Origin of the sequence: Streptomyces sp. NPDC007991 (genome assembly GCF_042958445.1) — a bacterium.
In the GTDB taxonomy this organism is placed as follows: domain Bacteria; phylum Actinomycetota; class Actinomycetes; order Streptomycetales; family Streptomycetaceae; genus Streptomyces.
The window spans coordinates 192,972-219,452 of the sequence record NZ_JBIBJD010000007.1; the positions used below are offsets into that span (position 1 = coordinate 192,972).

General features: G+C 72.9%; 18 protein-coding genes. 10 read left to right on the forward strand and 8 right to left on the reverse strand.

What is annotated here, in order from left to right; all coding sequences use genetic code 11:
* Positions 1 to 7: 7 nt before the first annotated feature.
* The gene (gene pcrA, locus ACFZDA_RS21540; RefSeq protein WP_391083717.1) at positions 8 to 2,512 is read left to right on the forward strand and encodes a DNA helicase PcrA; all 2,505 of its coding nucleotides are present in this window, start codon (positions 8 to 10) and stop codon (positions 2,510 to 2,512) included.
* A 50-nt stretch (positions 2,513 to 2,562) separates the two neighbouring features.
* Here the strand turns inward: pcrA and ACFZDA_RS21545 are convergent, their stop codons facing one another.
* Both ACFZDA_RS21545 and ACFZDA_RS21550 read right to left on the reverse strand, forming a co-directional pair.
* Entirely contained in the window at positions 2,563 to 4,215 is a 1,653-nt protein-coding gene (locus tag ACFZDA_RS21545; RefSeq protein ID WP_391083719.1) for a peptidoglycan DD-metalloendopeptidase family protein, read from the reverse strand.
* A gap of 105 nt (positions 4,216 to 4,320) precedes the next feature.
* Positions 4,321 to 5,181 (reverse strand): alpha/beta fold hydrolase, encoded by an 861-nt coding sequence (locus tag ACFZDA_RS21550; protein ID WP_391083722.1) that lies wholly within the window; start codon positions 5,179 to 5,181, stop codon positions 4,321 to 4,323.
* 509 nt (positions 5,182 to 5,690) lie between these two features.
* Here ACFZDA_RS21550 and ACFZDA_RS21555 point away from each other — a divergent pair.
* A complete protein-coding gene (locus tag ACFZDA_RS21555) occupies positions 5,691 to 6,107 on the forward strand; it encodes a cobalamin B12-binding domain-containing protein (RefSeq protein WP_059424972.1) in 417 nt (138 codons plus the stop codon).
* Positions 6,108 to 6,271: 164 nt separating this feature from the next.
* Here ACFZDA_RS21555 and ACFZDA_RS21560 read toward each other — a convergent pair whose 3' ends face one another.
* Positions 6,272 to 7,942 (reverse strand): DUF5691 domain-containing protein, encoded by a 1,671-nt coding sequence (locus ACFZDA_RS21560; protein WP_391083726.1) that lies wholly within the window; start codon positions 7,940 to 7,942, stop codon positions 6,272 to 6,274.
* Between the two features lie 145 nt (positions 7,943 to 8,087).
* Entirely contained in the window at positions 8,088 to 9,443 is a 1,356-nt protein-coding gene (locus tag ACFZDA_RS21565) for an SWIM zinc finger family protein (protein WP_391083730.1), read from the reverse strand.
* Between the two features lie 145 nt (positions 9,444 to 9,588).
* Here ACFZDA_RS21565 and ACFZDA_RS21570 point away from each other — a divergent pair, with 145 nt between their 5' ends.
* From ACFZDA_RS21570 to sucD, 5 genes are all read left to right on the forward strand, one after another.
* On the forward strand, positions 9,589 to 10,764 hold the full coding sequence (locus ACFZDA_RS21570; RefSeq protein ID WP_391083732.1) for an AAA family ATPase: 1,176 nt from the start codon (positions 9,589 to 9,591) through the stop codon (positions 10,762 to 10,764).
* A gap of 34 nt (positions 10,765 to 10,798) precedes the next feature.
* Positions 10,799 to 13,345, forward strand: coding sequence for a DUF5682 family protein (locus ACFZDA_RS21575; protein ID WP_391083735.1), 2,547 nt, complete (start codon positions 10,799 to 10,801; stop codon positions 13,343 to 13,345).
* A 139-nt stretch (positions 13,346 to 13,484) separates the two neighbouring features.
* On the forward strand, positions 13,485 to 14,648 hold the full coding sequence (locus ACFZDA_RS21580) for a VWA domain-containing protein (RefSeq protein WP_391083738.1): 1,164 nt from the start codon (positions 13,485 to 13,487) through the stop codon (positions 14,646 to 14,648).
* Positions 14,649 to 15,277: 629 nt separating this feature from the next.
* Positions 15,278 to 16,456 (forward strand): ADP-forming succinate--CoA ligase subunit beta, encoded by a 1,179-nt coding sequence (gene sucC, locus ACFZDA_RS21585; RefSeq protein WP_391083741.1) that lies wholly within the window; start codon positions 15,278 to 15,280, stop codon positions 16,454 to 16,456.
* Between the two features lie 21 nt (positions 16,457 to 16,477).
* Entirely contained in the window at positions 16,478 to 17,362 is an 885-nt protein-coding gene (gene sucD / locus ACFZDA_RS21590; protein ID WP_391083744.1) for a succinate--CoA ligase subunit alpha, read from the forward strand.
* Between the two features lie 151 nt (positions 17,363 to 17,513).
* Here the strand turns inward: sucD and ACFZDA_RS21595 are convergent, their stop codons facing one another.
* The gene (locus tag ACFZDA_RS21595; RefSeq protein ID WP_391083747.1) at positions 17,514 to 18,881 is read right to left on the reverse strand and encodes a sigma factor-like helix-turn-helix DNA-binding protein; all 1,368 of its coding nucleotides are present in this window, start codon (positions 18,879 to 18,881) and stop codon (positions 17,514 to 17,516) included.
* A 96-nt stretch (positions 18,882 to 18,977) separates the two neighbouring features.
* Here ACFZDA_RS21595 and ACFZDA_RS21600 point away from each other — a divergent pair, with 96 nt between their 5' ends.
* On the forward strand, positions 18,978 to 20,660 hold the full coding sequence (locus tag ACFZDA_RS21600; protein ID WP_391083751.1) for a DUF6350 family protein: 1,683 nt from the start codon (positions 18,978 to 18,980) through the stop codon (positions 20,658 to 20,660).
* A gap of 16 nt (positions 20,661 to 20,676) precedes the next feature.
* On the opposite strand, the gene ACFZDA_RS21605 is transcribed toward ACFZDA_RS21600, so the two are convergent.
* Complete coding sequence (locus tag ACFZDA_RS21605; protein ID WP_391083754.1) at positions 20,677 to 21,453, reverse strand: hypothetical protein; 777 nt, start codon at positions 21,451 to 21,453, stop codon at positions 20,677 to 20,679.
* Between the two features lie 321 nt (positions 21,454 to 21,774).
* On the opposite strand from ACFZDA_RS21605, the gene purN reads away from it, so the two are divergent.
* Both purN and purH read left to right on the forward strand, forming a co-directional pair.
* A complete protein-coding gene (purN, locus tag ACFZDA_RS21610; RefSeq protein ID WP_391083757.1) occupies positions 21,775 to 22,413 on the forward strand; it encodes a phosphoribosylglycinamide formyltransferase in 639 nt (212 codons plus the stop codon).
* Positions 22,410 to 23,972: a bifunctional phosphoribosylaminoimidazolecarboxamide formyltransferase/IMP cyclohydrolase gene (gene purH, locus ACFZDA_RS21615; protein WP_391083760.1), complete on the forward strand. Its 1,563-nt coding sequence runs from the start codon at positions 22,410 to 22,412 to the stop codon at positions 23,970 to 23,972. The genes purN and purH overlap by 4 nt, the downstream gene beginning before the upstream one ends.
* 47 nt (positions 23,973 to 24,019) lie before the next feature.
* Here the strand turns inward: purH and ACFZDA_RS21620 are convergent, their stop codons facing one another.
* Both ACFZDA_RS21620 and ACFZDA_RS21625 read right to left on the reverse strand, forming a co-directional pair.
* On the reverse strand, positions 24,020 to 24,613 hold the full coding sequence (locus ACFZDA_RS21620) for an ALF repeat-containing protein (protein ID WP_391083763.1): 594 nt from the start codon (positions 24,611 to 24,613) through the stop codon (positions 24,020 to 24,022).
* 114 nt (positions 24,614 to 24,727) lie between these two features.
* Positions 24,728 to 26,446: a protein kinase gene (locus tag ACFZDA_RS21625; RefSeq protein ID WP_391083766.1), complete on the reverse strand. Its 1,719-nt coding sequence runs from the start codon at positions 26,444 to 26,446 to the stop codon at positions 24,728 to 24,730.
* Between the last annotated feature and the right edge of the window lie 35 nt (positions 26,447 to 26,481).

Genomic DNA, 26,481 nt, shown 5'->3' on the forward strand with positions numbered 1-26,481 from the left:
GAGAGCGATGAGCAGCCTCTTTGACGACAGCTTCCTGGCGGACCTCCAGGCCCAGCGGGGCCCCGCGGACGAGCCCCCGCCGCCACCCGAGGACGATCATGTACCGGAGCCGGTTCCGGACGATCTGTTCGGCGGGAAGTTCGACGCGCCCCCGGACCGGGACACCTACTACCGCGACGGCGCCCCGCGCCCGCCGGTGGACACCGCCGCCCTCCTGGAGGGGCTGAACGACAACCAGCGCGCCGCCGTCGTCCACTCCGGCTCCCCGCTGCTCATCGTGGCCGGCGCCGGCTCCGGCAAGACCCGCGTGCTCACGCACCGCATCGCCCACCTGCTCGCCGAGCGGGGCGTGCACCCGGGCCAGATCCTCGCGATCACCTTCACCAACAAGGCCGCCGGCGAGATGAAGGAGCGCGTCGAGCAGCTCGTCGGCCCGCGGGCGAACGCGATGTGGGTGATGACCTTCCACAGCGCCTGCGTGCGCATCCTGCGGCGCGAGAGCAAGAAGCTCGGCTTCACCTCCTCGTTCTCGATCTACGACGCCGCCGACTCCAAGCGTCTGATGGCGCTGGTCTGCCGCGACCTGGACCTCGACCCCAAGCGCTTCCCGCCCAAGTCCTTCAGCGCCAAGATCAGCAACCTGAAGAACGAGCTGATCGACGAGGAGGACTTCGCCGCCCAGGCCACGGACGGCTTCGAGAAGACCCTCGCCCAGGCCTACGCGATGTACCAGTCGCGGCTGCGCGAGGCGAACGCCCTCGACTTCGACGACCTGATCATGACGACGGTCAACCTGCTGCGCGCCTTCCCGGACGTCGCCGAGCACTACCGCCGCCGCTTCCGCCACGTGCTGGTGGACGAGTACCAGGACACCAACCACGCCCAGTACGCCCTCGTCCGGGAACTCGTCGGCACCCGCGAACACCCCGTCGACGTACCGCCGGGCCCGGAGGACGTCCCGCCCGCCGAGCTGTGCGTCGTGGGTGACGCCGACCAGTCGATCTACGCCTTCCGTGGCGCGACGATCCGCAACATCCTCCAGTTCGAGGAGGACTACCCGGACGCGACGACGATCCTGCTGGAGCAGAACTACCGCTCCACCCAGACGATCCTCAGCGCGGCCAACGCGGTCATCGAGCGCAACGAGTCCCGCCGCCCCAAGAACCTGTGGACCAACGCGGGCGCGGGAGCCACGATCACCGGCTATGTCGCCGACACCGAGCACGACGAGGCGCAGTTCGTCGCCGACGAGATAGACCGCCTCACGGACGCCGGCGAGGCGAAGGCCGGCGACGTCGCCGTCTTCTACCGGACCAACGCCCAGTCCCGTGTCTTCGAAGAGGTCTTCATCCGCGTCGGCCTGCCCTACAAGGTCGTCGGCGGCGTCCGCTTCTACGAGCGCAAGGAGGTCCGGGACGTCCTCGCCTACCTGCGCGTGCTGGCCAACCCGGAGGACTCGGTGCCGCTGCGCCGGATCCTCAACGTCCCCAAGCGGGGCATCGGAGACCGCGCCGAGGCGATGATCGACGCCCTCGCCCAGCGGGAGAAGATCAGCTTCCCGCAGGCGCTGAAGCGCGTGGACGAGGCGTACGGCATGGCCGCGCGCTCCACCAACGCCGTCAAGCGGTTCAACACGCTGATGGAGGACCTCCGTACGATCGTCGAGTCCGGCGCCGGACCGGCCACCGTGCTGGAAGCCGTCCTGGAGCGCACCGGGTACCTCGCCGAGTTGCAGGCCTCCACCGACCCGCAGGACGAGACGCGGATCGAGAACCTCCAGGAACTCGCCGCCGTCGCCATGGAGTTCGAGCAGGAGCGCGGCGAGGAGGCGGAGACGCCAGGGGCTGCCGCCCCGGGGGGTACGCTGGCCGACTTCCTCGAACAGGTCGCGCTGGTCGCCGACTCCGACCAGATCCCCGACGAGGAGGACGGCGACGGCGTCATCACGTTGATGACCCTGCACACCGCCAAGGGCCTGGAGTTCCCGGTCGTCTTCCTGACCGGCATGGAGGACGGCGTCTTCCCGCACATGCGCGCCCTCGGCCAGACCAAGGAGCTGGAGGAGGAGCGGCGCCTGGCGTACGTCGGGATCACACGCGCGCGGGAGCGGCTGTATCTGACGCGGTCCACCCTGCGCAGCGCCTGGGGCCAGCCGTCGTACAACCCGCCCTCCCGCTTCCTGGAGGAGATCCCGCCGGCCTACGTGGAGTGGAAGCGGACGGGAGCCACCGCGCCCGCGTCCTCCGGCCCGGTCTCCGGAGTGGCGGCCTCGCTGTCGTCGTCCCGCTCCCGCTCGTCGGCGTCGGGCGCGTCCGGTTTCGCCACGCGCCGGACCTCCGAGAAGCCGGTCGTGTCCCTGGCGGTCGGGGACCGGGTCACGCACGACCAGTTCGGACTCGGCACCGTCGTGGCGGTGAAGGGCACGGGCGGGAACGCCGAGGCGACCATCGACTTCGGGGACACCAAGCCCAAGCGCCTGCTGCTGCGGTACGCGCCGGTGGAGAAGCTGTAGCCGTATGAGACCAGCCCCCGTTCGCCCGACGGGCGGGGGCTGCCGGGACGTTACGTCGGGTCGATGCCGTGGCTGCGCAGCCACGGGAGCGGGTCGATCGCCGAGCCGCCGGCCGGGCGCACCTCGAAGTGCAGATGAGGGCCGGTCGAGTTGCCGGAGTTGCCGGAGCGCGCGATCGGATCGCCGGCCTTCACGGTCGTACCGGAGGGGACCGTGTAGGTGGAGAGGTGGCAGTACCACGTCTCCGTGCCGTCCTTCGCGGTCACGATCATCATGTTGCCGTACGCGCTGTTCCACTGCGTGCGGACGGTGCCGTCGGTCGCGGCCATCACGGTCGTGCCGTACGAGACGGGAAAGTCGATGCCGGTGTGCAGGGACATCCAGTTGATGCCCGACTGGCCGTAGTAGGCGCTGAGTCCGTGCCGGGCGACCGGCAGGGCGAACTTGGGGCGCAGCCGCTCCTTGCGGGCCGCCTCCTGCGCGGCGCGCTTGCGCTCGGCCGCCTGCTGGGCCTTGAGGTCGATGCGCTCCTGCGTACGGCTGGCCCGGTCGGCGAAGTCGTCGGCGCCGGCGGCGAGGCTCTGGAGCTGCGTGTCCAGCTTGTTGTTGGCGGCGGCCGGTTTCACCGGCTGCGCGTCCGCCGCGGTCGTGTGCGCCTCGGCGGCGCCGTCGTCGGAGAACGTGCCGACGGAGGCGGCGGCGATGCCCGCGACGCCCATCACGCACGCCGAGGGCACCGCGATGGTCAGCAGCGCCGAGCGCCTGGGCGGCGTACGGCGACGGGAACGGGACCCGGCGCGCGCGGCCGCCCGTGAGCCGGCGCGCGGGCCGGTCTCCTCCTGGCCGTCCAGGAGCGGGGCGACGGTGGGCAGTTCGCCGGTGGCGGCCGGCTCGCCGCCGTCCTGGGCGGGGTCGTGGTAGGCGGCCCCGTCGAATTCGTCGTAGGCGACCTGATCGAACGTCGCGGTCTCGTGCTGCTCGAAGGTTTCGCCGTGCTGCTCGTACGCGTCGGGGGCCGGGGCGCCGGCGCCGTCGGTGTTCCACTGCGTGGCGTCGTAGGCGCCGGTGTCGAAGGCCTGCGTGCCCCATTCCCACTGCTGGGTCTGGTCGGCCGCATTGCCGGACTGGTCGGGCTGGATCCAGGCACCGGTGTCCCACTGCCCGGTGCTGTCCGGGGAGGTGGCCTGCGGCGGGATGACCGGGAGCGGCTGCTGCCCGGCCGTCCAGGCCGTCGTGTCGTAGACGCCGGTGTCGTAGGCGGCGTGGTGCTGGGCCGCGTACGCGTCGTAGTGCGGGTTGTCGTGCGTGCCGGTGGGCCAGTGGCCGGTGTCGTACGCGCCCGTGTCGTGACCGCTGCCCGGCATGTCGCCGAAGAGGGGGTCGGTCGCGAACGTCGCGGTGGTGTGGCCGGTGGCCGCAAAACCGGTGCCGTCCGTACCCGTGGTGTCAAATCCGGTGGCGGCGTAGTCGCCGTACGTGGTGAAGTCGCCGTACTGGGCTTCCTGGGTGCCGTACGACGCGTAGTGCGCCGAGTCGGCGTCGGAAGCCGGAGCCGGGGGCATGGTCCCCGACGGGTGACGGTCGTTCACCAACTTCTCTTTCGCCTCGACAACAGGGGCTGCCAGAGCAGTGCGGCGACTGTACCCGGCGGTACGCGGGCACGACAATCTTCGGCAGGTTTCGCGCGCGCAGGAAACGGGCATTCGGCCGTGTTTTGGCGGACGGCGGGCACGGGTTTGGCCCTGTGTTCGAAGTTTGTTCGAGGTTGGTCGGTGCTTCGGCGCCGGGTGCCGGTGGTATGACGAGTCTCAGGCCACCGTCAGACCGCCGGTCCGGCCGACGGACGGTTCACCCTCGTGGGCCGTGTCGAGAACCTGCCGTATTCCGTCGGCGACGGCGGGGTGCACGGGCAGGGCGAGATGACCGATGCCGGTCACCCGCACGTTCTGCGCCGTCAGATCGGGATGGTCGATGCAGGCCGTCTCCAGCGGGTCCATCACGTGGTCCAGGTCGCTCCAGAAGCTGACGAAGTGCGTACGGCAGCCCGGGGCCGGCCGTGTGAGCTCCTCGAGCACCGGTGAGCCGGGGCGCATCTGGCGCACGATGGGGTGCGCGTTGGCCAGGGGCACCACCCGGGTGCCCGAGTGCGGGGTGCCGAGTGTCACGAGGGTCCGCACGCGCGTGTCGCCGCCGAGCCGCTGCACGTAGTAACGCGCTATCAGGCCCCCGAGGCTGTGTCCGACGACGTCGACCTGCCGGGCTCCGGTGCGCTCGCAGACCTCCTCTATGTGACGGCCGAGCAGCTCGGCCGCGGCTCGTATGTCGCAGGTGAGCGGCGAGTAGTTGAGGGACTCGATCTGCTGCCTGCCGTGCTGGGCGAGGCTGCGGCGCAGCAGGACGAAGACCGAGCGGTTGTCGATGAAGCCGTGCAGCAGGACGACCGGGGGCTTGGCCTCCGTGGGCAGTTGGGCGGCGCCACCCGAGGGCAGTGGGGCGGGAGCCCGGCGCTCCTGGGTGATGCCGGAGGGATAGAGGAGGAGATGCCCGGCCAGAATCGCGATCTCCAGGGCAGTGGCCTTCAGGAGCGCCAGCGAGAGTCCCGCCAGCCGGCTCGGCAGCAGACGCTGGCAGAACGGAAGAAAGGGCAGAGCAGCCCTGGTGACCTTCATGGCCGACCTCCTGTCGGCACGCGGGAGGCCGGCCGCCCCCCGTATGCCCTCGTGGAAAGCAGCGGCGAAGACGGCTGATGACTGCGTGAGCGGCGTGAGCCGCGGGGAAGGAGCGCGGCTTGTGGCGCGTGTGACGCCAGTGATGCGACGAGGTCCCCTGCCGGTGCGGCGACGAGGCTCCCCGCTGTTGCGCCGTGTCTGCCCTGCGTGCTGTGCGTGCCCTGCGTGTCCCGCGTGCCTTCGCCGAGGTGCCGTACCGCCGCTGTGCGTGGTGGGTGGGGCGGCGGTACGGCGACCTCGTCGCGGCTCCCCTTGCGCTTGTCCCATCGTGTGATTTCCCCCTCGGTCCGCACCCCGAAACTGCCGGTCGCGGGATCCTGGAGATAACGTTCGTTCACTTGCCCGGACGAATCGGGGCAGGGTGTCCGTGCGGTGCGGCGTATACAGCTAGGGCGATATGTGCGGTACTTGTCGGTACGGATGGATGTAGTCGCTTCATGGAGGCAGTGATGGGTGTGGCAGCCGGTCCGATCCGCGTGGTGGTGGCCAAGCCGGGACTCGACGGCCACGATCGCGGGGCCAAGGTCATCGCGCGGGCCCTGCGCGACGCCGGTATGGAGGTCATCTACACCGGGCTCCACCAGACCCCCGAGCAGATCGTCGACACCGCGCTCCAGGAGGACGCCGACGCGATCGGGCTGTCCATCCTCTCCGGCGCGCACAACACGCTCTTCGCGGCGGTGATCGACCTGCTCAAGGAGCGGGACGCGGAGGACATCCTGGTCTTCGGCGGCGGGATCATCCCCGAGGCGGACATTCCCCTGCTGAAGGAGAAGGGCGTCGCGGAGATCTTCACGCCCGGCGCGACGACGGCGTCGATCGTGGACTGGGTCCGGGCGAACGTACGCCAGCCGGCCGGGGCGTAGGCCTCCTCCGGGGCTGCCGGGGTGTGTGCCGGTGGCCCTGGGTGTTGTCTGCCGGTGGTGACGGTCTGCCCGGGGTGTTGTGTGCGGGTCGTCATGGCCTGCCGGGACCGAGACCGGGACCGGCGCCGGTGGGAGGCAGCCGGGCTCCGTGCCCCGGGGCGGCGTCAGGAAATGTTCAGCTCCTGCGTCATCGCCGCGCGCAGGCGCAAGGTCGTGACCAGGCGCTGGAAGGCCTCCGCCCAGTAGCCGCCGGCGCCGGGAGACGCGTTCTCCGGCTCGTCCGGCACGGCCAGCAAGGCGTCGAGGCGGCCGGCCTCGGACGGGTCCAGGCAGCGCTCGGCCAGGCCCATGACTCCGCTGAAACTCCATGGATAACTCCCCGCGTCCCGCGCGATGTTGAGCGCGTCCACCACCGCCCGGCCGAGCGGCGGCGCCCAAGGCACCGCGCACACCCCGAGCAGCTGAAACGCTTCGGACAGGCCGTGCGTCGCGATGAAGCCGGCCACCCACTCGGCCCGCTCGCCGGCGTCCAGCGTGCCGAGCAGCTTGGCGCGTTCGGCCAGGGACACCGCGCCCGGCCCGCCCGCTTCCGGTGCCGAGGGTTCTCCGAGCAGCGCGCGCGACCACTCGGCGTCCCGCTGGCGCACGGCGGCCCGGCACCACGCCGCGTGCAGTTCGCCCTGCCAGTCGTCCGTGACCGGCAGTGCCACGATCTCCCGGGGTGTCCGCCCGCCCAGCCGCCGCGACCAGGTCCCGAGCGGAGCCGCCTCCACCAACTGGCCGAACCACCACGACCGTTCACCCCGCCCGGTCGGCGCCTTCGCCACGACGCCGTCGCGCTCCATGCCCGGATCGCACTCGTGCGGCGCTTCGACGGTGATCGTCGGCGTGGCCACCGGGGACCCGGTGGCTGAGGTGGCCTCCTGCGCCGGCTGGGCGGGCTGCATGTGGTCGATCGCGACGCACGCCTCCGCCCTGAGCGCCATCCGTGCCGCGAGCGCCGAACCGGGCAGCGCCGACAGCAGTTCCGCCGCCGTCGCCCGGACGTTGCGGCTGCGGTCGGCCAGGGCCTGTTCCAGGAAGGGCTCGTCGTCCGGCCCCAGGCCCGTGCGCAGCGAGTCGAGGAACATCAGCCGGTCCTCGGCCCGTTCCGTCGCCCAGGTCGCTGCGAGCAGGTCGCGTGCGGCAGCCGGTTCGCGGGAGCGCAGGGCGGACAGGAGAGCGACCCGTTCGGCGAACAGGCCCTCTTCCCACAGCTGCCGGACGCTGCCGTCGTCATCGAGATGCGGCAGGGCCGCTCCACCGCCCGGTGTCGAACGCAGGGCGAACCGCCAGTCCGGGTTCAGCCGGGCCAGCCACAGGGCCCGCGGCCCCGCGAACTCCAGCGCCGCCGGACGCAGGTCGGTACGCCCTCGCGCCGCGTCCAGCAACGCCGGCAGCAGGTGCGGAGGCGGAGCAAAACCAAGGGTGTTGGCCGCCGCGAGCCACTGGGGCAGCAGCTCCGTCAGGTCGGGCGCGGTGCCCCGACGGCCGCCGCCGGACGCGCCGGGGCGGTCGGCCAGCAGGATCGCGAGTCTGCGGGCGGCGGCCTGCGGCAGCGGCGGACGCGGGTCCTGCGGAGCCGGTCGCGGACGCTCCGCCGCCCGCGCCGGACGCAGACCGGCCCGTCGCCGTACCGTCTCCACGGCCGCCGCGTCCAGCAGGGCCACCGGCGCGTCCGGGCCCGGAACGGTGCCCGGCGGCGTGCGCCGGTCCGTGCCCAGCAGTGCCGTGGTGACGAGCCCCTCCCAGGCGCCCGTCGGGGGCGCGACCACAGGAGCGGAGGTCCTGGTCATGAGCTTCCTTTCCGTGGGGCGCCCAGGGGTGGTTGAAGGCTCACCCTTACCGGTTGTCCCGGGATGCCTGAAAGATTCGTGGAGTTGAGGGGAAGGCGGCGGATCGGGCCGGAAAGGCCGGGCCGCCGGCACCGGCAGTGTCGGCTCAGCACAGAGCTATCGCCTCGCCCGGGCCTTCCGGCCAGGCCGTCAGCGGAGTGAAACCCTGGTGACCGCATTCGCCGAAGACCCGGACCGGGGCGCCGCCCGACAGCGCGACCAGCCGCCACAGACCCGGCCGGGAGCGCGCGGCCGGAGTGAGCGGCAACGCCGCGTCCTCGTCCGCGTCCGCCAACTGCCAGGAGCCGCCGTCCGGGGTGGGGACGACCCGGTCCAGCGTCACCGGGACGGACTCCAGCCAGGGATCGTCGCGCAGGGCGTCGCCGTAACGGGCGGCAGCCTGGGACGTCGTCATCCCCGGCGGGCGTATCGCCGTCGGCGCGGGCGGGGCGAACTGTTCGCCCAGGGCCACCCGCGACTGCCCGGCGCCCGGGTAGGCGGACACCTCGGCCTCCAGGGCCAGCCCGACCGGCAGTGCCAGCTCCGGGGCGCGGCCGGCGGCGCCGTAGGAGAGGAGCAGCACGGTGCGGTCCGAGTCGGTGCCGTACAGCCAGATCCGGCGGGTCGTCAGGCGGGTGTCCGCCGTGTCGTACTGGGCGAGCACCAGCCAGCGGTCCCGCACCGGCGGTCCGTCCGCGGAGCCCGGCAGACCGATGCGGGAGCGGACCGTGGCGGCGAGGGCATCGGGCAGCCGCTCCCGGCGCAGCCAGCCCTGGCCGAGGAGATGCAGCAACGCGCACTCCTCCAGCAGACGCACCGGCCAGCCCGGGCCGGTGGACGGTATGGCCCCCAACTCCCTGACGCGCGAGGCCAGGCCCTGGGCCTGGGCGTCGACCATGCGGGCCGCCGTCTCCTCCCACAGGCCGTAGCCCGACTGCTCCGCCGAGGCCAGGCCCCCGCGCAACAGGTCGGTCAGGCGCTGCTCCAGCTCCACCGCGCCCGCCGTGACCCGCTCGGCCCGGCGCTCCGCCCGGCGCCTCGCCGCCTCCGGATCAGCGGACCCGGACGACGCGACGGAGCCGTCCCCGGCCTTCTTCTCCTCCGCGCGCTTGCGCCGCCCCGCTATCCACTGCCCGGCCCACTCCGGCGCTTCCCCGGCCGGCACCGCTGTCTCGCCGCCCGCCCAGAGCAGCAGCAGCCCGAGCGCGTGCTTGCACGGGAACTTCCGGCTCGGACAACTGCACTTGTACGCGGGCCCGGAGGCGTCCGCGATGTCCACGACCGTCTGATACGGCTTGCTTCCGCTGCCCTTGCACAGCCCCCACACCGTCCCCTCGTCGGAACTCCCCGCCTCGGACCACGGCCCCGCCGCGCCGAGTTTGCTTCCCGCTTTGCGTGATGCGGCGTCAGGCGCCAGTGCCAGCACCTGGTCCGCGGTCCAGCGCACCCCCTGCTGAGTCATGCCATCGAAGGTAGATCCCACCACTGACAATCGGGTCCGCGAGCGGCTCCGGCGAAGCGTTTGCGCAGGTCAGAACGCATTGTCAGTGGTGTGGTGCAACGTGGATGCCAGATCCGAACCGGCCGAGCTGGAGGGGGACTCAGCCATGCCTGTGTCCGTAGAACCGACGTCCGTCGACCCGAGCCAGAACGGGTCCGCGCCCGCGAACGCGGGCACGGGCGCACCCGCGGACGTACCTGAGGCACAAGCACTGCGACCGCACGCCGAGGACGCCTTCGCCGGTGAACTCGCCGCGCTGGCCGCGCAGGACGACCGTCCGCGTCCGGCACGCTGGAAGCTGTCGCCGTGGGCGGTCGCGACGTACCTGCTCGGCGGCACGCTGCCGGACGGCACGGTGATCACACCCAAGTACGTCGGCCCGCGCCGCATCGTCGAGGTCGCCGTCACCACGCTCGCCACCGACCGCGCCCTGCTCCTGCTCGGTGTGCCCGGCACGGCGAAGACCTGGGTCTCCGAGCACCTGGCCGCAGCGGTCAGCGGCGACTCCACGCTGCTGGTGCAGGGCACGGCCGGCACACCTGAGGAGGCCATCCGGTACGGCTGGAACTACGCGCAGCTGCTCGCCCACGGCCCGAGCCGCGACGCCCTCGTGCCCAGCCCGGTCATGCGGGCCATGGCCGAGGGCATGACCGCCCGCGTCGAGGAACTGACGCGTATCCCGGCCGACGTGCAGGACACGCTCATCACGATCCTGTCGGAGAAGACGCTGCCCATACCGGAGCTGGGCGAGGAGGTGCAGGCGGTCCGCGGCTTCAACCTGATCGCCACGGCCAACGACCGCGACCGCGGGGTCAACGACCTGTCCAGCGCCCTGCGCCGCCGGTTCAACACGGTGGTGCTGCCGTTGCCGGAGAGCCCCGAGGCCGAGGTCGACATCGTCTCGCGCCGTGTCGACCAGATCGGCCGCTCCCTCGACCTGCCGGCCGCGCCCGACGGCCTCGACGAGATCCGCCGGGTGGTCACGGTCTTCCGCGAGCTGCGCGACGGGGTCACGACCGACGGCCGCACGAAGCTGAAGTCGCCGAGCGGCACGCTGTCCACAGCCGAGGCGATCTCCGTCGTCACCAACGGGCTCGCACTGGCGGCCCACTTCGGCGACGGCGTGCTGCGCCCGGGCGACGTGGCCGCGGGCATCCTCGGCGCGGTGGTGCGAGACCCGGCGGCCGACCGGGTCATCTGGCAGGAGTACCTGGAGACGGTGGTCCGCGAGCGGGACGGCTGGAAGGACTTCTACCGGGCCTGCCGGGAGGTGAGCGTGTGAGCGACGCGGGGCGGGGGCCGGGGCCGGGCATGCGATGGGAGGGGATCAAGTGACGGGCTGGAAGGAAGGTGTGGGCCGGGCGGCCGGGGCGGGACCGTTGCTGCTCGGGGTGCGGCATCACGGGCCGGGGTCGGCGCGGGCCGTGCGGGCGGCGTTGGAGGAGGCCCGGCCGCGGGTCGTGCTGATCGAGGGACCGCCCGAGGCCGATGCGCTGATTCCGCTCGCCGCAGACGAGGAGATGCGGCCGCCGGTCGCCCTGCTCGCCCATGCCGTGGACGAGCCCGGGCGCTCGGCGTTCTGGCCGCTGGCCGAGTTCTCCCCGGAGTGGGTCGCCATCCGCTGGGCCCTGGAACACGGCGTCCCGGCCCGCTTCATCGACCTGCCGGCCACGCACACGCTGGCGTGGGGGACGCAGGAGGACGAGGCCGAAGGGAAGGGGGAATCACCCCTGGATGCCGATACGGCGGACAGCGAGGGTGACGCCGGAGCCGGCTCCGTACCCGAGCCCGGCTCCGTACCCGAGCTCGGACCCGAACCCGAGCCCGCACCCGGACCCGGCCCCGCATCAGAATCCCGACCCGAACCCGACCCAGGACCCGCGCCTGAACCCGTCCCCGGACCCGCCGACGTGCGGATCGATCCGCTCGGCGTGCTCGCCGAGACCGCCGGCTACGACGACCCGGAGCGGTGGTGGGAGGACGTCGTGGAGCACCGGGGCGTGGGGAAGGGAGACGCGCTCGCGCCGTTCACCGTGCTGGAGGAGGCGATGGGGGCGCTGCGGGAGACCTACGGCAGCGGGGGACACGACCGGGACCTGGTGCGCGAGGCGTATATGCGGCTCCAGGTGCGCGCCGCGCAGCGGGAGTTCGAGGACGGCGTGGCCGTCGTGTGCGGGGCGTGGCATGTGCCCGCCCTGCGGCGGAAGACCACCGTCGCCGCCGACAAGGCGCTGCTGAAGGGGCTGCCCAAGGTCAAGACGGACATGACGTGGGTGCCGTGGACCCACCGTCGGCTGTCCCGGGTGAGCGGCTACGGGGCCGGCATCGACTCGCCGGGCTGGTACGGGCACCTCTTCAGCGCCCCGGACCGGCCGGTCGAGCGGTGGATGACGAAGGTGGCGGGACTGCTGCGCGCCGAGGACCGGCTCGTCTCGTCCGCGCACGTCATCGAGGCGGTGCGGCTGGCCGAGACGCTCGCCGCGATGCGCGGCCGTCCGCTGCCCGGCCTGAGCGAGACGACCGACGCGGTGCGGGCGGTGATGTGCGAGGGCTCGGACGTGCCGCTGGCGCTGGTGCGGGACCGGCTGGTCGTGGGGGACGTGCTGGGGGAGGTGCCGGCGACGGCCCCGGCGGTTCCGTTGCAGCGGGACCTCGCCCGGCTCCAGCGCCGGCTGCGGCTGAAGCCGGAGGCGCTGGAGCGGGAGTTGGAGCTCGACCTGCGCAAGGAGACCGACGCCGCCCGCAGCAGGCTGCTGCACCGGCTGCGGTTGCTCGGCATCGCCTGGGGCGAACCGGCCGCCTCGCGGGGCAGCACGGGCACGTTCCGGGAGACGTGGCGGCTGCGCTGGGAGCCCGAGCTGTCGGTGAGGGTCGCCGAGGCCGGGGTGTGGGGGACGACCGTCCTGTCCGCCGCGACCGCCAAGGCCGAGTCTGACACCGTCACCGCGCAGGGGCTCGCCGATGTCACCGCACTCGCAGAGTGCTGCCTGCAGGCCGAACTGACCGACGCCCTGCCGACGGTGATGCGGATCCTCGCCGACCGCGCCGCTCTCGACGCGGATGTCGGCCGGCTCGCCCAGGCGCTGCCGGCCCTGGTCCGCTCCCTGCGCTACGGCGATGTGCGCGGCACGGACACCGGGGCCCTGGGAGAGGTCGCGGCGGGTCTCGCCGAGCGGGTCTTCGTCGGCCTGCCCCCCGCCTGCGCCGCGCTCGACACGGACGGGGCCGAGGAGATGCGGCGTCATGTCGACGCCGTGCACGGGGCCGTGGGGCTCCTGGGGGACACCCCCGCCTCGGGGCAGGGTCACTTGAGAACCCGCTGGCAGTCGGTGCTGCGGGTGCTGTGCGGGCGGGACACCGTACCCGGAGTGATCAGAGGACGGGCCGTGCGGCTCCTGCTGGACGACGGGGAGTTGGCGCAGGACGAGGCGGCGCGCCTCATGGGACTCGTCCTGTCCCCGGGCACGCCACCGGCGGACGCGGCCGCGTGGATCGAGGGCTTCGTCGGAGGAGGCTCCGGGGGCGGGATGCTCCTGGTGCACGACGAGCGGCTGCTCGGGCTGGTCGACGCGTGGCTGACAGGTGTGCCGGCGGAGGCGTTCACGGACGTGCTGCCCCTGCTGCGGCGGACGTTCTCGGCGTACGAGCCCGGCGTGCGGCGGACCCTCGGTGAACTGGTCCGGCGCGGGCCGGGGGCCGGGAGCAGCACGACCGGGGCCGGCTCCGGCATACCCGGCTTCTCGGCAGAGCTCGAACCGGTGCGCGCGGACGCCGTGCTGCCGGTCCTGCGGCTGCTGCTCGGGCTGGACGAAGACGAAGAGACAGAGCACATCGGCGACGACCTGGTGGGGGTGACGGGATGACGACCGACGGACCGAGGCGGCCGGTACCGAGCGCGGAAGGGGAAGACACCGCCGGGAACGGGACGCGGGCGGAAGGCCGGCCGAGGACGGCCGTGCCGGTGATCCCGCTGTGGGAACGGCCTCGCAAGGGAGGACACGGATGACGGCCGAGGTGACGGACCCGGCGCAGGAGCGGTTGCGGCGGTGGCGGCTCGTGCTCGGGGGCGACGCGGCGGACGGCACCGGGTGCGCACTGTCCGGGCGGGACGCGGCGATGGACGGGGCGCTGACCGCGCTCTACGGAAAGGGGGACAAACCGCAGGGGGGCCGGGACCGCTCGGCGGGGCTCGGGGCGTCGGCGCCGTCCGTGGCGCGCTGGCTCGGGGACATCAGGACGTACTTCCCGTCCTCCGTCGTACAGGTCATGCAGCGCGACGCCATCGACCGGCTCGGTCTCGCCACGCTCCTGCTGGAGCCGGAGATGCTGGAGGCGGTGGAGGCCGACGTGCACCTGGTCGGCACGCTGCTGTCGCTCAACAAGGCCATGCCCGAGACGACGAAGGAGACGGCACGGGCCGTCGTGCGCAAGGTCGTCGAGGACCTGGAGAAGCGGCTCGCCACGCGCACCCGGGCCACCCTCACCGGCGCCCTCGACCGCAGCGCCCGCATCAACCGGCCCCGCCACCACGACATCGACTGGAACCGCACGATCGCGGCCAACCTCAAGCACTACCTGCCCGAGTACCGAACGATCGTGCCGGAGCGGTTCATCGGGTACGGGCGGGCGTCCCAGACCACGAAGAAGGAGGTCATCCTCTGTATCGACCAGTCGGGATCCATGGCGTCATCGGTCGTGTACGCATCGGTGTTCGGGGCGGTGCTCGCCTCGATGCGGACGATCTCCACGCGACTCGTCGTCTTCGACACGGCGGTCGTCGACCTGACGGACCAGCTCGACGACCCGGTCGACGTCCTGTTCGGGACACAACTGGGCGGCGGCACGGACATCAACCGGGCACTGGCCTACTGCCAGTCGCAGATCACCCGGCCCGCGGAGACGGTGGTCGTGCTGATCAGCGACCTGTACGAGGGAGGCATACGGGACGAGATGCTGAAGCGGGTCGCGGCGATGAAGGCCTCGGGGGTGCAGTTCGTGACGCTGCTGGCGCTCTCCGACGAGGGGGCACCGGCGTACGACCGTGAGCACGCGGCAGCGCTCGCCGCGCTGGGGGCACCGGCGTTCGCCTGCACGCCCGATCTGTTCCCCGAGGTGATGGCGGCGGCGATCGAGAAGCGTCCGCTGCCGATACCGGATGCGGCGTGACGCACTCCCGTGCGAGGATCGGCGCCTGCTCGGCGGTGCGTCGCGGTGCGTCGCGGTGCGCTTGTTCCGTGGCGCGGGAGGAAGCTCCCCCACTTGATCCGGTCAGCACCTGATCTGGGCAGCAGCCCTGCCCGGTGCCGTCGTACGCATGCCGCGCTCGGCGGCCGGAGTCGCGGCCCGATTCCGCACCGCCGGTGCCCGGGGCAGTCACCGGGACGTCCCCGTCTTCCCCGGTCAGCGCGGCAGGCGGTCGAAAACCATCGGTCGTCCGAGGCCGGAACCTCGTGGATGGGGCCGGGTGGTCCCACCCGGGTGGTCCCCACCCGGCCCGCACCCCGGAGAACCGGGGGTGTCCGACGGGCCTCACCGGGTCAACCCCAACCCGGTGAGGCCTCTCACGCCCGGCACGCCGTGCCAGAGAGCGCGGCATCATGTGACAGGTATCACCGCTCAGGTGTGACCCTCGATTTAGAGGCCCCCCGCAAGCAGCGATAACCTGCGAGACGGACATGCCGCGCGCTCGGACACCGTGTGCGCCTCCCTTGTGACAGACGGCGGACGTCACGTTGCCCTCGCGGCACGCCCACGCAGACAACGAACCGCGAGATCACTGATAGGGACGGAAGCGCGTGGACCTGTTCGAGTACCAGGCGAGGGACCTCTTCGCCAAGCACGATGTACCGGTGCTGGCCGGTGAAGTCATCGACACGCCTGAGGCGGCCCGCGCAGCCACCGAGCGCCTCGGTGGCAAGTCCGTCGTCAAGGCCCAGGTGAAGGTCGGCGGCCGTGGCAAGGCCGGTGGCGTGAAGCTCGCCGCCACCCCTGACGAGGCCGTCGAGCATGCGACCAACATCCTCGGCATGGACATCAAGGGCCACACGGTCCACAAGGTGATGATCGCCGAGACGGCCCCGGAGATCGTGGAGGAGTACTACGTCTCCTTCCTCCTGGACCGTGCCAACCGCACCTTCCTCTCCATCGCGTCCGTCGAGGGCGGCATGGAGATCGAGGAGGTGGCGGCCACCCGCCCCGAGGCCGTCGCCAAGACGCCGATCGACGCCAACGAGGGTGTCACCGAGGCGAAGGCCCGGGAGATCGTCGAGGCCGCGAAGTTCCCGGCCGAGGTCGCCGACAAGGTCGTGAACGTCCTCGTCAAGCTGTGGGACACCTTCATCAAGGAGGACGCCCTCCTGGTCGAGGTCAACCCGCTGGCCAAGGTCGCCTCCGGTGACGTCATCGCCCTGGACGGCAAGGTCTCCCTGGACGAGAACGCCGAGTTCCGTCAGCCGGAGCACGAGGCCCTCCAGGACAAGGAGGCGGCCAACCCGCTCGAGGCCGCCGCCAAGGAGAAGAACCTCAACTACGTCAAGCTCGACGGCGAGGTCGGCATCATCGGCAACGGCGCGGGTCTCGTCATGAGCACCCTGGACGTCGTGGCGTACGCCGGTGAGGCGCACGGTGGCGTCAAGCCCGCCAACTTCCTCGACATCGGCGGTGGCGCCTCCGCCGCCGTGATGGCGAACGGCCTGGAGATCATCCTCGGCGACCCGGACGTCAAGTCCGTCTTCGTCAACGTCTTCGGTGGCATCACCGCCTGTGACGAGGTCGCCAACGGCATCGTGCAGGCGCTGCAGCTGCTCAAGGACAAGGGCGAGGACGTCACCAAGCCGCTCGTCGTCCGTCTCGACGGCAACAACGCCGAGCTGGGTCGCAAGATCCTCTCCGACGCCAACCACCCGCTGGTGCAGCGCGTGGACACCATGGACGGCGCGGCCGACAAGGCCGCCGAGCTCGCGGCTGCGAAGTAAGGGACGAGGGACTAAACAGCCATGGCTATCTTCCTCAACAAGGACAGCAAGGTCATCGTCCAGGGCATGACCGGTGCCACGGGCATGAAGCACACCAAGCTCATGCTGGCCGACGGCACCAACATCGTCGGTGGCGTGAACCCCCGTAAGGCGGGCACGTCGGTCGACATCGACGGCAACGAGATCCCGGTCTTCGGCACGGTCGCCGAGGCGATCGAGAAGACGGGCGCCAACGTATCCGTCCTCTTCGTCCCGCCGGCCTTCGCCAAGGCCGCCGTCGTCGAGGCCATCGACGCCGAGATCCCGCTCGCGGTCGTCATCACCGAGGGCATCGCGGTCCACGACTCGGCCGCGTTCTACGCCTACGCCGTGTCCAAGGGCAACAAGACCCGCATCATCGGCCCGAACTGCCCCGGCCTCATCACGCCGGGCCAGTCGAACGCCGGCATCATCCCGGGCGACATCACCAAGCCGGGCCGCATCGGCCTGGTGTCGAAGTCCGGCACGCTGACGTACCAGATGATGTACGAGCTGCGGGACATCGGCTTCTCCTCCGCCGTCGGCATCGGTGGCGACCCGGTCATCGGGACGACCCACATCGACGCCCTCGCCGCGTTCGAGGCCGACCCCGACACCGACCTGATCGTGATGATCGGTGAGATCGGCGGCGACGCCGAGGAGCGGGCCGCGGCCTTCATCAAGGAGAACGTGACCAAGCCGGTCGTCGGCTACGTCGCGGGCTTCACCGCGCCCGAGGGCAAGACCATGGGCCACGCCGGCGCCATCGTCTCCGGCTCCTCCGGCACGGCCGCCGCGAAGAAGGAGGCCCTCGAGGCCGCCGGCGTCAAGGTCGGCAAGACGCCGACCGAGACGGCGAAGCTGGCGCGCGCGATCCTCGCCGGCTGACCAGCCGCGCCGACAGTTCACAGGTGGGCCCGCTCCCCGCACGGGGGCGGGCCCACTGTCGTTTCATGAAACGGCGTCCTTTCGTGAAACAGCGTCCTTTCATGGAACAGGCGTCCTGCGTGAAACAGGCGTCCACCTCCTGGAACAGGCGTCAGCGTGGCTGCGGCGTCAGCCGGACCGGCCCCCGCTGCGCCTCCTTGCGCAGCTTCGCCCGCAGCTCCCGCTCCGACTCCGACAGCGGCCCGGGCGCGACCGGTGGCGGCACACCCTGGACGGTCTCGCCCTGCGGCACCGGCGGCTCGTAGTGGGTGGGGGCCGTGCGGGCGGTGAGGGCCGTGGCCCCGATCAGGGCGACGGTGAAGGCGATGGCGGCCCGGGTCCACAAACGGGCCCGCCGCTCCGCGGCCCGGCGCACGTCCAGCGGTTTGGCCGCCCGCAGCCGCTCGATGGAGGCCAGCTCGACCAGCCGCCAGTGGAGCATCTCCGGATCCGCCAGCTCCGGCAGCCGCTCGGCGACCGCCTCCCGCGCGTGCATCAGGCGGTTCGCGGCCGCGCGGCTGCTCGCCTCCGTCTCCGCCGCCGTCTCCGGCAGGCCGAGCCCGACACCGTCGTACAGCAGCAGCGTGCGGCGGTACGAGGGCGGCAGCTTCAGCAGGGTGTCCAGCAGCGCGCGGTCGAGGGCGTCGGGAGGCGGCGGCTCGGGGTGCCGGTAGCGGGGGCGGAGCCGGTGCCACGGAGAGAGGGCGCAGTCGTAGGCCACCGCCCGCACCCAGCCCGCCGGGTCGCGGTCGCGGGCCACCTCGGGCCAGCGCTGCCAGGCGATGTGAAACGCCCGCTCGACCGACTCCCGGGCCAGCTCACGGCGGCCGGTCAGCAGGTAGGTCTGCCGGACGAGCGCGGGCGCGCAGAAGGCGTACAGCGCGTCGAAGGCCTGGTCGGGCGTCAGGGTGGCCGCGTCGTCCGGGCGCCGCGGGACCGCCGTCGCACGGGCGGGGCCTGGGCGCCGGTCCGTGACGGCGGTGTGGCGGTGATCGGCGACGGCGGCCGCGGTGGTCGGGTGGCGGTGATCGGCAACGGTGGTGTGGCGGTGGTCGGCGGCGGGGCCGCGGCTCAGGGCGCCGCCGGCGGTACGGCTGTGCTCGCCGGCCGAGGCGCGGCTGTGGTGGCCGGCGGTGGTGCCGTCCTGGTCCGTGACGGAGGTACGGCCCCGGTTCCGGCCGGAGGCCCGGCGGCGGTCCCCGGCCGACGGGCGGCTCCGATCGCTCGCGTCTGCCGTGCCGCGCTCCGCATGAGGCGGTGCCAGGTCCGCTCCCGCCTCCGTGCCCAGTGAGTGCAGCAGCTGCGCGTACTTCTCCCCTTTCCGGCCGCGCGGCGTGGCGCGGCCGGTCTCCCACCCGCGCACCGTCTCGCTGGTGACGCCCACCCGGGAAGCCAGCTGAGCCCGCGTCAGCGAAGCGGCCTCGCGCAGGTGTCGGCGTTCCTTGGGTGGCGGGAGCGGGAGGGCAGGGCTCTGTGTCACAGGGCGCCCCTCCGTACAGAAAAGAGCATAAACGTATATTGAGCGACACATCGATGGTTCGCCTGTTACGACGGGAAAGCGCGTGTCGTTGGGAGCATGGCGGGCGTGATCGAGATGACCGCTCGCCGACGTCCGCCGTCGTCCCTGCTCACCCGGCTGCGCGACCGTTCGCCCGGGCTGGGCGACGCCCTCGTGGGGGGTGCGGTCGCGGCGGGCCTCGGGCTCGCGGCGTTCGCCGTACTGGTGATGCTGCTGTGGATCACCTCGCCGTATCCCGACAGCGGGCCCGGCGGCGCGCTGCATGTGGCGGCGGCGCTGTGGCTGCTGGCCCACGGAGCCGAACTGGTCCGCACCGACACACTCGCCGGCGTCCCGGCCCCCGTGGGCCTCCCGCCGCTGTTGCTGCTCGCGCTGCCGGCGTGGCTGCTGCACCGGGCGGCGCGGGACGCCACGGACGGCGGGGAGGAGGACGGGGGCGACGGCTTCGCCGGGGGCGTCGCGGCTGTCGAGGGCCTCGCGGTGGTCGCCGGGCCGCCGCTGGTCTCGGCCCGGACCGCCTGGACGGGCGTCGTCCTCGGCTACCTCGCCGTCGCCGCGCCCGCGGTCCTGTACGCCGCGGGCGGTGCGCTGCGGCCGTCGTGGGTGTGGACGGGGGTGTGCGTGCCGCTGGTCGCCGTCGTGGCGGCCGGGGCGGGTGTGTGGTCGGCGTACGGCCGTCCGGGCGGGCCGCTGCGGCGGCTGCTGGGCATCCTGCCGACGGGGGTACGGCCGCTGGTCCTCCGGCCGGACGGGCGCCCGGGTGTCGCCGCCCGGGCCGCGGCGGCCGGGGTGGGGGTACTTCTCGGGGGCGGTGCGCTGCTGGTGGCGGTGTCACTGGTGGGGCACGGGGCGGCGGCCCAGACGGCGCTGCTGCGGCTGACCGAGGGGTGGTCGGGGCGGTTCGCGGTGCTGCTGCTGTGTGCGGCCCTGGTGCCGAACGCGGCGGTGTGGGGTGCCGCCTACGCCCTCGGCCCCGGCTTCGCTCTCGGCGCGGGCCATGTCGTCAGCCCGCTGTCCTCCGCACCGGTTCCGTTCCTGCCGCCGTTTCCGCTGCTGGCGGCGGTGCCGGAGGCGGGGGAGGGGCGGTGGGTGCACTGGGCGGCGGCCGGGGCCGTGCCGGTGGTCGCCGGGGTGGCCGCCGGCTGGGTCGTGGCGCGGGGGGCGGTGTGCGGGGAGCGCGGCGGGACGCGGCCGGGCAGCGGGGGCGGTGCCGTCTGGTCGCCGGGTCGCACCGCCCGGGCCGCCGCGCTCACGGCAGTGCTGTGCGCGGCCGTCCTCGCGGGGCTCGCCGCGCTGGCGGGCGGCCCGCTCGGGGGCAGCGTCCTGGCCCGGTTCGGGCCCGTGTGGTGGCAGGTGGGTGCGGCGACACTGGCGTGGCTGGCGCTGGTGGCCGTACCGACGGCCCTGACCGTACGGGCCTGGCACTGCCGGGCGCCCCAGGCGGACGGCGCGAGCATCGCCGAACAGCGGAAAGAACCGACCGAGGGCACCCGCCAGGGCATGCGCCGACGACTGGGCTCGCGCCCGGCCCGGGCCTGGTTCACCCGCACCGGAATCGCCGGGATCGCCGGAGTCGCCGGACTCACCGCAAGCGCAGGGCCCGCTGGCCCGGCCGGAGCGGCGGGACCGGCCCAGGACGGTGCCTCCCCAGCCGACACGACCGCGAAGCCGAAGACCTCACCCCCCGCTCCGGACGCCCCCTACGCCCCCTTCGCACCCCTCGATCACGACAACCCCTGAAGCGGCGGGCCGCGCGTCAGCCGTTCGTGCCGAGGAAGCCCCGCAGTTCCTTCGGCAGAAGGTGCGTGCAGGACTGCTTCGCCTCGTTCGTGAGGGCGTCGTTCGTGCAGGTGTAGTAGTCGCTGTAGACGAGCTGGGCCGTGAACGACGCGGCGACCAGGGCGAGGGCCAGGGACGCCGTGACCAGGCCGCTCACCGCCGCCGTCGTCTGGGGGCGGCCCTGCTGCTCGGGGGCCGGGGAGTCCGGGTCGGACCTGCGGGGCTTGGCGCGCAGGGCGCTGATGCCCCAGTAGAGGGCGAGCGCGCCGAGCAGCAGCGCCACGTACGGCCAGCTGAAGAGGGCGAAGAAGAAGGCCCACATGCCCGACAGCAGGGCATAGCGCGCACGGCGCTGGGCGGGGTCCGTCGGGTCCCAGCGCGGGGTCGGGCCGCCCTGGGGGCCGCCCGGGCCCTGGGGGCCGCCGCGGGGGCGCTCGCCGAAGCCGTCGGAGGAGCGGCCGGGCTGCCGGTCGCTCCACCGGCTGCCCCAGGGCGCACGGTCGTCCTCGCCGTCGTCCTGGGAGTCGTCGCCCGAGGGGCGCCGCGGCTGCCAGGGCCGGTCCGGGGTGCCCTCGGGCGGCGGGGCGAAGGGGTTGTCCTCCTGGGACCCGCGCCCTCGCTCGTCGCCGCGGTCGCCGTCCGACGGCGCGTCGGGCGGTGAGCTGGGGCGCTCCCGCAGCAGCACGCTGCCGCGCTCCCCTCCCTGCGCCGACAGGTGGGGGAACGTGAGGAGTCGCAGGCTGCGGTCCGGCATCAAGTGAGCGTCTTCCCGTTGATGAGTAGGAACGAGTGGCTGAGCAGGTAAGGGTGGACAGAACTGAACGGTGTCGGACCCGGGCCCGCCACCTGGTGAACGCGTCAGGTCCGGAGGGCGTTCCCGAACCGGCTCGGCCCAGACGCTACCTTCCGGCCATGCCCCCGTCCCGTGGGGGCTGCCCGGTGTGCCGGTATCGTTGCTGACGGTCGGCCGGTTCGTAGGCTTCCCCGTATCCGGGGGCCCGAAGCATTCGTATGAATGTACAAACGCCAAGGCCGGCCGCCTGGACAGACGCTCCCTTCGAGAAAGGCCCCCACCGTGGCCGCCAAGCCCGTGGCCCCGCGCGCCAAGCGCCTCGTCGTGCTGGTCTCCGGATCCGGTACCAACCTTCAGGCGCTGCTCGACGAGATCGACGCCGCCGGCGCGCAGGCGTACGGGGCCGAGATCGTGGCCGTCGGCGCCGACCGTGAGGGCATCGAGGGGCTGGCCCGCGCCGAGCGCGCCGGACTGCCGACCTTCGTGCGCAAGGTCAGGGACCACGGCAGCCGCGAGGAGTGGGACGCCGCCCTCGCCGAGGCCGTCGCGGCCTTCGAACCCGACCTCGTCGTCTCCGCCGGGTTCATGAAGATCGTCGGCAAGGAGTTCCTGGCCCGGTTCGGCGGGCGGTTCGTCAACACGCACCCCGCCCTGCTGCCCAGTTTCCCGGGGTCCCACGGCGTGCGGGACGCGCTCGCGTACGGCGCCAAGGTCACCGGCTGCACCGTCCACTTCGTCGACGACGGCGTCGACACCGGCCCGATCATCGCCCAGGGCGTGGTCGAGGTCCGGGACGAGGACGACGAGGGCGCTCTGCACGAGCGCATCAAGGAAGTCGAGCGAAGGCTGCTCGTCGAGGTCGTGGGGCGGCTCGCCCGCAACGGCTATCGCATTGAGGGACGAAAGGTAGTTATCCAGTGACCGCCGAGAGCAACAAGCGGCCCCTTCGCCGGGCGCTCGTCAGCGTCTACGACAAGACCGGGCTGGAGGAGCTCGCGCGCGGGCTCCACGAGGCCGGGGTCGAGCTCGTCTCCACCGGCTCCACCGCTGCGAAGATCGCCGCTGCCGGCGTCCCCGTCACCAAGGTCGAGGAGCTCACCGGCTTCCCCGAGTGCCTGGACGGCCGCGTCAAGACGCTGCACCCGCGCGTGCACGCCGGCATCCTCGCCGACCTGCGCCTGGAGGACCACCGGCGGCAGCTCGCCGAGCTGGGTGTCGAGCCGTTCGACCTCGTCGTCGTCAACCTGTACCCGTTCCGCGAAACCGTCGCCTCCGGGGCCTCGTCCGACGAGTGCGTGGAGCAGATCGACATCGGCGGGCCTTCGATGGTCCGGGCCGCCGCCAAGAACCACCCGTCCGTCGCGGTCGTCACCAGCCCGGCCCGCTACGCCGACGTCCTGTCCGCCGTGCACGACGGCGGCTTCGACCTCGCCACCCGCAAGCGGCTCGCCGCCGAGGCCTTCCAGCACACGGCCGCCTACGACGTCGCCGTCGCCACGTGGTTCGCCTCCTCCTACGCGCCCGTCGACGAGTCGCAGTTCCCCGACTTCCTCGGCGCCACCTGGGAGCGCGAGCACACCCTGCGCTACGGCGAGAACCCGCACCAGCCCGCCGCCCTGTACGTCTCACGCACCGGCGGCCTCGCCGAGGCCGAGCAGCTGCACGGCAAGGAGATGTCGTACAACAACTACACGGACACGGATGCCGCCCGCCGTGCCGCGTACGACCACGCCGAGCCCTGCGTCGCGATCATCAAGCACGCCAACCCCTGCGGTATCGCGGTGGGCGCGGACGTCGCCGAGGCGCACCGCAAGGCGCACGCCTGTGACCCGCTGTCGGCGTTCGGCGGCGTGATCGCGGTCAACCGCCCGGTCAGCAAGGAGATGGCCGAGCAGGTCGCGGAGATCTTCACCGAGGTCATCGTCGCGCCGGACTACGAGGACGGCGCGCTGGAGGCCCTCACCAAGAAGAAGAACATCCGCGTGCTGCGCTGCCCCGACGGACCCTCGGCCCCGGTCGAGGTCAAGCCCATCGACGGCGGCGCGCTGCTCCAGGTGACCGACCGGCTCCAGGCCGACGGCGACGACCCGGCCAACTGGACGCCGGCGACCGGCGAGGCGCTGGACGCCGACGAGCTCAAGCAGCTCGCCTTCGCCTGGAAGGCCTGCCGCGCGGTGAAGTCCAACGCGATCCTGCTCGCCAAGGACGGTGCCTCGGTGGGCGTCGGCATGGGCCAGGTCAACCGGGTCGACTCCTGCAAGCTGGCGGTGGAGCGGGCCGGGGCCGAGCGGGCCCGGGGCGCGTACGTCGCGTCGGACGCGTTCTTCCCGTTCCCCGACAACATCGACGTCCTGGCCGCCGCCGGGGTCAGGGCCATCGTGCAGCCCGGCGGTTCCGTCCGTGACGAACTGGTCGTCGAGGCCGCGCAGAAGGCCGGCATCACGATGTACTTCACCGGGACGCGGCACTTCTTCCACTGACGGGGCGAGCGGGCCGGCGATCGACGCCGGCCCGCTCCCCGTACGGCTCAGCCGTCGACCTCGTACTGCCCGACCTCCAGGAAGTACCGCAGCTCCTCCGGCGTGCCGTCGATGGCCTCCTCGGCGGCGGCCCTCAGCGCCGCGCTGATGGTCGGGTCGGCCAGGATGCGGGCGATGGCGACGCGGTCGTCCTCGGCCTGGGCGAGGCGGTAGCCGGTCTCCAGGAAGGCGCGCAGGGCCTCCGGGGTGTTCACGTCGAGTGCCTTGCGGGCTTCCCGCTTGACGCCCCGGCCGGAGTCCGGGTCGGCCAGGATGCGGGCGATGGCGACGCGGTCGTCCTCGGCCTGGGCGAGGCGGTAGCCCGTCTTCAGGAACTCCCGCATGTCCTCCACGGTGCCGTCGAGGGCCTCGTTGGCCTCTCTGATGACACCTCGGCCGCTGTCCTCGTCGGCGATGATGCGGGCGATCGCGACCCGCAGGTCGTCCTCCGACATCTCGTCCACCGGCGTGCCGTCCGTCACCGCGGCGGCGGTCACGGCGGGGACCGCCGGGGCCGGGCCGGCGGCGAGGGCCGGGGTGGTGAGCAGGAGGGCCGGCGCCAGGGCGGCGGCGACGATCAGGGCACCGCGGGTGGGTCTCATGCGTGAACCTTCCTAACGGGAAAGGGAGTTGGTGAGGCCGGGTGGTGCCAGGCGGGTGCCTGGGCCCGGTGCGGACATCCTCACATTTCCCGCTGCGCGAGGCAGTTCCCTTTTTCAGGTCGAGGAGCGCAGCGCCGCCCACGTCCGGGGGCCGACCTTGCCGTCGGGGTCGAGCCCCTTGGCGCGCTGGAAGCCGCGTACCGCCGTGGCGGTGCCCTTGCCGAACTGGCCGTCCACGCCCGCGCCGCCCACGTCGTAGCCGCGCTTGGCCAGCATGCACTGCACCTGGACGACGCGCTGGCCGCTGTCGCCGCGGCGGGTGAGTTCGGTGCCGGAGTAGTAGGTGCAGTCGGTGAGCCACGGGGGCCTGGCCGGGGTGGTCGGCGTCTTCGGCGGTCGCGTGGCCGAGGGCCGGGGCGTCGTCTCCGGCGGGGGAGCGGGGGCGGTGGTGCGGGGGTCCGCCTCGGCCTCGTCGCCCGAGGGGCTGGGCGAAGGGCCCGGCGTCGTCCCGCCGCTCTGAGGGAGGTGCCTGGACGAGGTGGGGGAGCCCGGGCGGTCGAAGCCCGGCAGGGACGTCCGGTCGTCACCGTCGCCGGACGCACGGACGGTGGGGGCGGCGGAGCCGCTGTCGCCTGCCGACGAAGGGCGGGTGGCCAGAAAGGCCGTCAGGGCGAGGGCGCACACGGTGAGTACGGCGGCGAGGACGGCGTAAGGTTTCAGCCGCCGCCGGGCGGGAGGTCCGGCCGCCGGTGTCGCCTCCGGCGTACTCCCCGCTTCCGGCGGCCCGAAGCCCGGCTGCCCCGAGGCCGGTACGCCCGGTAAGGGCGGCGCTCCGGGCGGCGCGAACCCAGGCATCGCAGCCACCGCCGGCCGCACCCGCGGCGGCGGTAACGGACTGTCCCTCAACGCCTCGTACGCCTGCTGCCGGGTCAGGACGCGGCTGCCCAGCGGCTCCTGCCAGGAGGCGGACCGGGGCCGGGCCGAGGCCGCGTCGACCAGGTCCCGGGGGCCGGGGCGCAGGTCCGGGTCCTTGGCGAGGCATGCCGAGAGGAGGTCGGCCAGGCCCGGGTCGGCCGTCCGCACCTCGGACATGACCTTCGCGTTCGGCTCCTCCGAGGCGATGCGGTGCAGGACGTCCACTCCGGTGCCGTCGCCGAAGGGGGCGTGCCCCGTGACCGCGTGGACGACCGTGCTCGCGAAACAGAACACGTCGGAGGCCGTGTCGCAGCGGCCGTCCCTGAGGTACTCGGGGGACATGAAGGCGGGGGTGCCGACGCGGTTGCCGGTCGTGGTGATCGCGCTGGCGTCGACGGCCTTGGCGATGCCGAAGTCGACGACGTGCGCGCCCTGCCCGGTCAGGAGAACGTTGGAGGGCTTGAGGTCCCGGTGCACGATCCCGGTCGCGGCCAGCGCGCCGAGCGCCCGCCCGAGATCGGCCACCAGCCACCAGGCGTCCTGCGGTGGCAGGACACCGCAATCCCGCACCGCCTCCGCCAGGTTGAGACCGGGTAAGTACACGGTCGCCATCCACAGCAGCTCGCTGTCCGGCTCGAAGCCCGTGCCCAGCAACTCGGGTGTGTAGGGCGCGCCCACGCGCGCGTGCACGGTGGCCTCCCGCTCGAACCGCCGCCGGAAGGGCACGTTCTCGGCGTACTCGGGCCGGATGACCTTCACCGCGGCGAGCCCGGGCGTCCCGTCCCCGTGCCGCGCCAGATAGACCCGGCCCATACCGCCGCTGCCGAGCAGCCCCAGCGGTACGTACGGTCCGACCCGCACCGGATCGGCGGGCCGCAGCGGCACGCAACCGGTCTGTGCGAAGGCGGCGTCTGACATGGATCCCCCGGCCGTGGTCCTGGCAGCGATGCGGG